This window comes from Rhizobacter sp. P2_D12, from assembly GCF_056404395.1.
In genome coordinates this window covers 1-6,478 of record NZ_JBFUEB010000193.1, presented here as the reverse complement: position 1 = coordinate 6,478, position 6,478 = coordinate 1, and the positions used below count along the sequence as shown (strand labels likewise).

At 70.7% G+C, this 6,478-nt stretch carries 7 protein-coding genes and 1 pseudogene; 7 read left to right on the top strand and 1 reads right to left on the bottom strand.

All coding sequences use genetic code 11. The annotated features are described in order from the left end of the window. From AC1DYN_RS31200 to AC1DYN_RS31185, 4 genes are all read left to right on the top strand, one after another. The coding region (locus AC1DYN_RS31200) for an L-threonylcarbamoyladenylate synthase (RefSeq protein ID WP_477966460.1) at positions 1 to 642 on the top strand (642 nt) is incomplete at its 5' end. Between the two features lie 51 nt (positions 643 to 693). Beyond that, on the top strand, positions 694 to 1,695 hold the full coding sequence (locus tag AC1DYN_RS31195) for an SGNH/GDSL hydrolase family protein (RefSeq protein WP_477966458.1): 1,002 nt from the start codon (positions 694 to 696) through the stop codon (positions 1,693 to 1,695). Positions 1,696 to 1,789: 94 nt separating this feature from the next. After that, complete coding sequence (locus AC1DYN_RS31190; RefSeq protein ID WP_477966456.1) at positions 1,790 to 2,869, top strand: SGNH/GDSL hydrolase family protein; 1,080 nt, start codon at positions 1,790 to 1,792, stop codon at positions 2,867 to 2,869. Positions 2,870 to 2,907: 38 nt separating this feature from the next. Continuing rightward, positions 2,908 to 3,579, top strand: a complete 672-nt coding sequence (locus AC1DYN_RS31185; RefSeq protein ID WP_477966454.1) for an OmpW/AlkL family protein — start codon at positions 2,908 to 2,910, stop codon at positions 3,577 to 3,579. 6 nt (positions 3,580 to 3,585) lie between these two features. On the opposite strand, the gene dacB is transcribed toward AC1DYN_RS31185, so the two are convergent. Next, complete coding sequence (gene dacB, locus AC1DYN_RS31180; protein WP_477966452.1) at positions 3,586 to 5,004, bottom strand: D-alanyl-D-alanine carboxypeptidase/D-alanyl-D-alanine endopeptidase; 1,419 nt, start codon at positions 5,002 to 5,004, stop codon at positions 3,586 to 3,588. A gap of 42 nt (positions 5,005 to 5,046) precedes the next feature. Here dacB and tsaB point away from each other — a divergent pair, with 42 nt between their 5' ends. The 3 genes and pseudogenes from tsaB to AC1DYN_RS31165 form a co-directional block, all read left to right on the top strand. Then, positions 5,047 to 5,766 carry a tRNA (adenosine(37)-N6)-threonylcarbamoyltransferase complex dimerization subunit type 1 TsaB gene (gene tsaB / locus AC1DYN_RS31175; protein ID WP_477966450.1) on the top strand — a complete coding sequence of 240 codons (720 nt, stop codon included), beginning with the start codon at positions 5,047 to 5,049 and terminating at the stop codon, positions 5,764 to 5,766. Further along, the gene (gene rimI / locus AC1DYN_RS31170) at positions 5,763 to 6,263 is read left to right on the top strand and encodes a ribosomal protein S18-alanine N-acetyltransferase (RefSeq protein ID WP_477966448.1); all 501 of its coding nucleotides are present in this window, start codon (positions 5,763 to 5,765) and stop codon (positions 6,261 to 6,263) included. The genes tsaB and rimI overlap by 4 nt, the downstream gene beginning before the upstream one ends. Next, positions 6,250 to 6,478, top strand: a pseudogene (locus tag AC1DYN_RS31165) (uracil-DNA glycosylase); the annotation flags it as partial. The gene rimI and the pseudogene AC1DYN_RS31165, both read left to right, overlap by 14 nt.

Below are 6,478 nucleotides of genomic sequence, written 5' to 3'. Positions count from 1 at the left end.
GGGCTGCGCTGCCCGTCGCACCCGGTGGCGCAGGCGCTGCTGCGCGAGGCCAAGGCGCGCGGCGTGYCCGGCATCGCGGCACCGAGCGCGAACCGCTTCGGCCGCATCAGCCCGACGCGCGCCGCGCACGTCGTCGAGGAATTCGGCGACGCGCTGCTGGTGCTCGACGGCGGCGACTGCGACGTCGGCATCGAATCGAGCATCGTCGACTGCTCGCGCGGCCATCCGGTGCTGCTGCGACCCGGCGTGCTGACGCGCCAGCAGCTCGAGGCCGCGGCGGGCGAGCCGCTGGCCGACCCCGATGCCGATGCGCCGCGCGCCTCGGGCACGCTGGAGGCGCACTATGCGCCGCGCGCCAGGCTGCGCCTGATGACCGGGCCAATGCTGAATACGGCGTTGCAGATGCTCGGTGGTTCGACACTGAAGCTGGCGGTATATTCGCGCACCGTGCCCGCCCAGGCGGCACGGGGCCTGGTCCACCGCAGCATGCCGGCGCAGCCGGCCCAGGCCGCCCACGAACTTTTTTCCGCATTGCGCGAACTCGACGCCGAGGGCGTGCATCTCATCTGGGTGGAAGAGCCGCCCGCCGGTCCCGAATGGGATGGCGTGCGCGACCGGTTGCAACGGGCCGCGGCGGCCTGATGTCCGGCAAGCCCTGCCCCCACCCCCCACCGTTTCCTGTCTGGAGTGTTCATGAAGTTCAAGGCTGATCCGAAGCAAAAGGCCTGGGTGCGCATCGGTGCCGCGCTGCTGGCGGCAACCCTGCTCGCGTCGTGCGGCGGGGGCACGCAGATCGACCGCTTCGTGCCGCGGCGCCTGATCACGTTCGGCGACGAGTCCAGCGTGATGACCAGCACCGGCGCCAAGTACAGCATCAACAACGTGGTGTACGACACCACCACCACGCCGGCGACGCCCACCACCGCGCTCGACTGCGGCACCTTGGCGATCTGGACGCAGATCGTCGCCGGCACCTACGGCCTGGTGTTCGCGGAATGCAACCCGAACAGCCTGACCGTGACGGCCTTCAACGAGGCCGAGGTCAATGCCGACGTCGCCGCGGTGGCCGCGCAGATCACGCAGTTCACGTCGGGCGACTCGCTGTCGAGCAGCGACCTGGTGACGGTGCTGGCCGGTGCCAACGACATCCTCAACCTGTACAAGCAGTACCCCGGCCTCGGCTCGGACGAGCTGCAGGCCGCGGCCTCGCAGGCCGGCAATGCGCTGGGCGCGCAGATCATCCGGATGACCGACCTCGGGGCCAAGGTGGTCGTCGCGACCGCGCCCGACATGGGCCTGACGCCGTTCGCTGCCAACGAAGACGTGGCGAACCCGGGCCGGGCCGCCTTCCTGACGGCCTTGAGCTTCCAGTTCAACGCCGCGTTGCGCCTGAAGCTGGAAGACGTCAAGGACGGTGGCAAGTCGGTCGGCCTGGTGGTGTTCGACGAGCGCCTGCGGGACATGGCGCGCAACCCGGCCGCCTACTCGGTCGTCAACATCAACACCGCCGCCTGCCTGACGACGGCGGTGCTGCCCGCCTGCACGGTCTCCACGCTGAAGAAGGTGCCCGATTCCGGCACCCTCGATGCAAGCGCCGGCACCTGGCTGTGGGCCGACGACACGCGCTTCAGCCCGGCCGTGCACAGCCAGCTCGGGCAGATGGCGGCCAGCCGCGCGGTCAACAATCCCTTCTAGATTCTTTACACACCGACCGGGGTTTGTCCGACGAGGCGCCCGGCGGTTGCCTCCCCTATAGTCGCTGCCAGCGATTTCAACCAAGGGGGTTTGCATGAAGAACATCCGGTCCTGGGGCACGGTGGCGGTGGCGTCGCTGCTGCTCGCGGCCTGCGGCGGCGGCGGTGACGGCGACCAGTCGTCTCGCGTCAAGTACACGGCGATGGTGTCGTTCGGCGACAGCCTGAGCGATATCGGCACCTACGCGACGACCAACCTGGTCGCCGCATCCGGCGGTGGCGGCAAGTACACCGTCAACAGCGCGACGGCGAAGAACTGGACCGAGCGGCTGGCCGTGCAGGCAGGCACCGGGGCGCCGTGCCCCGCGCAGACCGGGCTGGAGTCTTCGGGCCCACTCGCGGCCCTCGCACAGGCCGTGGCGAACCATGCCGGTTGCTACGGCTACGCCCAGGGCGGCGCGCGCGTCACCAACCCGGTCGGCCCCGGCAACAAGGCGCTGCTGCCCAACGACACCAGCGGCTACGTCGGCCAGCTGACCGTCCCGGTCGTCACGCAGATCGGCAACCACCTGACCGCCGTCGGCGGCAGCTTCAGCGGCACCGAGCTGGTGACGGTGATGGCGGGCGGCAACGACGTCTTCATCAACCTGGGCGCCGTGAGTGCCGGCCTGGCCACGCCGACGCAGGCCGTCACCGCGATGGGACAGGCCGGGGCCGAGCTGGCGGGCTACATCAAGGCGTTGATCCTCGCCAAGGGCGCGACCCACGTGGTGGTCGTGAACCTGCCGGACGTCAGCCAGACGCCGCTCGGCTACTCGCAGACGGCCGACGTGCAAGGCCTGATCAACCTGATGGTGACCACATTCAACGACCAGCTGCACACCGGGCTGGCCGGCACCACCGGCGTGCTCGAGGTCGACGCCTACACGCAGGGCCGCGACCAGGTGGCCCGTCCTCAGCTGTACAGCCTGACCAACGTGACGACGCCGGCCTGCGACCTGGCCAAGCTGACGACGACGCTGTTCGCGAGTTCGCTGGTCTGCACCGAGGCCACGGTGATCGCCGGCGACGTGTCGCACTACGAGTTCGCCGACACGGTGCACCCGACGCCGTTCGCCTACCAGTTGCTCGCGCAGTTCGTCGCCAAGCGCATGGTCGAAAGCGGCTGGCTCTGAGCCCGCGCCCATCGACCTGCCCACCAAAGGACATTCCCATGACCCATGGCATCAAGACCCTTGCGATCGCGGCGCTGGCGCTGTTCGGCAGCGGCGCGGCGCTCGCGCAATCGGCCGGCACCTGGATGGTGAAGGCCGGCGCCAACCAGATCTCGCCGCAGGTGAAGAGCGACGACCTGAGCGCCCCCAGCCTGCCCAACAGCCAGGTCGACGTGAAGAGCGACACGCAGGCCATCTTCACGCTCGGCTACATGCTGACCGACAACGTCTCGCTGGAGTTCTTCGCCGGCCTGCCGTACAAGCACGACGTGGTCGGCGACGGCGCGCTGTCGGGCGTCGGCAAGCTGGGCACGATCAAGCAGGTGTCGCCGACGCTGTTCGCGCAATACCGCTTCCTCGAGGCCAGCTCGGCCTTCCGGCCCTACGTCGGCGCCGGCCTGACCTATGCGCACTTCTACGGCGAGGAAGGCTCGGGCGCACTGACCGCGCTGACCAATCCCGGCGGCGCGCCCACCACGATGTCGGTCGACTCGGCCTTCGGCCCGTCGTTCCAGCTGGGTCTGAGCTACCAGCTCAACGAGCACTGGTTCGTCGACGGCTCGGTGATCAAGACCTACCTGAAGACGACGACCAAGCTGTCGACCGGGCAATCGATCGACACCAAGCTGGATCCGATCTCGACGAACGTGTCGCTCGGCTACCGGTTCTGAGCCGGATCAATTGAGGGTGTCGTTGAGCACCCACTGCGTCAGCGCATCAAGCGCCGGCCGGGCGGCGTTCGCGTTGGGGTGGTTGACGATCGCCACCACCACGTAGCGCCGGCCGCTGTTCCCCAGCACGAACCCGGCGATCCCGGCGACGTCCCTCAGCGACCCGGTCTTCAGGTGCGCCCGCCCGAGCGTCGTGCGCGAGCGGCGCATCGTGCCGTCGAGCCCGCTGACCGGCAGCGAGCTCATCAGCTCGGGCATCACCGGCCCGGCCCAGTCGGCCTGCAGCACGCGCGCCAGCAGTTGCGCGGTGATGCGCGAATCGCGCGACAGCCCCGAGCCGTTGTCGATCGTGACCGCCGGCGCCGCATCGGGATAGCGCTCGGCCAGCCACTGGCGCAGCACCTCGCGCGCCAGCTCCGGCGAACCGAGCCCGCGCTGCGTCAGCCCCAAGGTCAGGAACAGCTGCTGCGCCATCACGTTGTTGCTGTACTTGTTGATGTCGCGGATCACCTCGGCCAAGGGCGGCGACACCAGCTCGAAGCTCGGCGGCGTGGTCGGCGCCAGCCCGTCGCGCACCCGGCCGCCCAGCTTGCCGCCCATCTCCTGCCACAGCCCGAGCAGCAGGCGCTCGTTGTAGCGCTGCGGCTCGGGCCAGGCGATCGACCACGACTTCTCGCCGCACAGCTTGCGGAACCCGCCGGCGATGCGCAGCTTGCCCGGGTCGCTCACGTCCAGCTGCAGCGGCGCGCGCCAGTCGTCGCAGGGCCCGGCGATCATCGGCACCGCATCGTCGACCTTCACGCCGGCCAGCGGCACGTCGGCCGTGACGCGCGCGACGTTGGCCGGCGCGTCCGGCGCGAAGGTCAGCGTCAGCGACTTGTAGTTCAGCAGCAGCGCATCGGGCTGCACGTTGTACGGGCGCAGCGGGTCGCCGTCGAAATCGGCCGGCCCCTGCAACGACGGCCGGAACGCGCTGCGGTCGAGCACGATGTCGCCGCGGATCTCGTGCACGCCCAGCTGGCGCACGCGGCGCAGCATCATCCACAGCCGCTCGGGCACCAGCTTCGGGTCGCCGCTGCCGCGGATCACCAGGTCGCCGTCCAGCACGCCGCGCGGGCCGGGCTGGCGCAGCGTGCCCTGCAGCCAGACGGGGGTCGACCAGGTCCAGGCCGGCCCCAGCAGTTCGAGTGCGGCCGAGGTGGTGACGAGCTTCATCAATGAAGCCGGGTTGACCGGCTGCCGCGCCTGCCAGTCCAGCCGCGGCGCGCTGGCGCCGACCTCCTGCACCCAGGCCACCAGGGCCTCGCGCGGCACCTTGGCGGCCTCCAGCGCGACCTCGGTGTCCACCGGCAGCGGCGCGGCGAACACCGCCCCGGACAGGCCGGCCAGCGTCGCGCACAGGATGCGTCTCCCTACATTCCCCATCGCGTGATGATCGCACGCACCCCACGCTTTAGACTGTCGGCCATGGGTACGCTGCTGGCTTTCGACACCTCCACCGACGCGATGGGCATCGCCGTGGTCGCCCGCGGGCGGCTGGCCGCACACGACCGCGCCGGCGGCGCTCAGGCCTCGGCCACGCTGATCCCCGAGCTGATGGCCCTGCTGGCCGGGCAAGGGCTGGCGCTGGCCGACGTCGACGCCATCGCCTTCGGCAGCGGCCCCGGCGCGTTCACCGGGCTGCGCACCGCCTGCTCGGTGGCCCAGGGCCTGGCCTTCGGCGCCGGCAAGCCGGTGATCCCGGTCGACAGCCTGATGCTGGTGGCCGAGGACGCGCGGGCGCAGGCCGGCCTCGCCGAGGTCTGCGTCGCGATGGATGCGCGCATGGACGAGATCTACGCCGGCCGCTACGCCTGGAGCGGCGAACGCTGGACCACCACGCAGGCGCCAGCGCTGATGAGCCTCGAGGCCTTCAACGCGCAGCTGCGCGAGGTCCCGGTGCGCGCGGTCGCCGGCTCGGCACTGGCCGCCTTCGGCGAACGGCTGGCGCTGGCGGGCGGCACGCTGCGCATTCCCGAGCCGCGTTCGCGCGCCGAGGCGCTGGCACGCCTGGCCGCCCAGCTGTGGGCCCAGGGCGTCGCGATGAATGCGACGCAGGCGCTGCCGGTCTACCTGCGCGACAAGGTCGCCCAGACCACGGCCGAGCGCGAGCACGTCAAGGCGCTGAAAGCGAAGGCGGCAGCATGAGTGCGGTGCTGCGAGACAAGCGCCTGCTGCTGCCGATGGGCATCACCCAGCTCGACGCGGTGCTGGAGATCGAGCGCCAGGCCTATGAATTCCCCTGGACCCACGGCAATTTCATCGACTCGATTGCCGCCGGCTACGTGGCGCGCGTCATCTACGGCGAACGCGGCGAGATGATGGGCTACTTCATCGCGATGCCCGGCGTCGACGAGATGCACCTGCTGAACCTGACGGTCGCGCCGGCCTTCCAGCACCAGGGCCATGCGCGCTTCCTGCTCGACGAACTGGTCGGCGTGTGCCACGAACGGCGCGCCGCCCAGCTGTGGCTGGAAGTGCGGCAGAGCAACGAGCGCGCGCGGGCGCTGTACCTGCGCTACGGCTTCAAGGCCATCGGCACGCGGCGCGGCTACTACCCGGCCTCGCGCAGCACCCACCCCAGCGGGCGCGAGGATGCGGCGGTGATGAGCCTGCTCGTGGAGGGCGTCGATGCGCTGGAATGAACGCCAGGTGGCGATGCTGCAGGAGATGGGCATCCGGGTGTGGAACACGGCCGATGCCGGCGCCGCGACGACCGTCGTCGACGAAGCGGCGCCGCCGCTGCCGGGCCCGTCCGCTGCCCCCCCGGCTGCAGCCCCTGCAACCCCTGCGGTGGTGCGCGGCCCGCGCCCGGACGGCGTCGCGGCGATGGACTGGCCCGCGCTGCGCGAGGCGAGGC

What these genes read in the sequence shown, in the direction of transcription:
- AC1DYN_RS31195 (WP_477966458.1), top strand. Translation starts at nt 694, where the DNA reads ATGAAGTTCAAGGCTGATCCGAAGCAAAAGGCCTGGGTGCGCATCGGT.
- AC1DYN_RS31190 (WP_477966456.1), top strand. Translation starts at nt 1,790, where the DNA reads ATGAAGAACATCCGGTCCTGGGGCACGGTGGCGGTGGCGTCGCTGCTG.
- AC1DYN_RS31185 (WP_477966454.1), top strand. Translation starts at nt 2,908, where the DNA reads ATGACCCATGGCATCAAGACCCTTGCGATCGCGGCGCTGGCGCTGTTC.
- dacB (WP_477966452.1), bottom strand. Translation starts at nt 5,004, where the DNA reads ATGGGGAATGTAGGGAGACGCATCCTGTGCGCGACGCTGGCCGGCCTG.
- tsaB (WP_477966450.1), top strand. Translation starts at nt 5,047, where the DNA reads ATGGGTACGCTGCTGGCTTTCGACACCTCCACCGACGCGATGGGCATC.
- rimI (WP_477966448.1), top strand. Translation starts at nt 5,763, where the DNA reads ATGAGTGCGGTGCTGCGAGACAAGCGCCTGCTGCTGCCGATGGGCATC.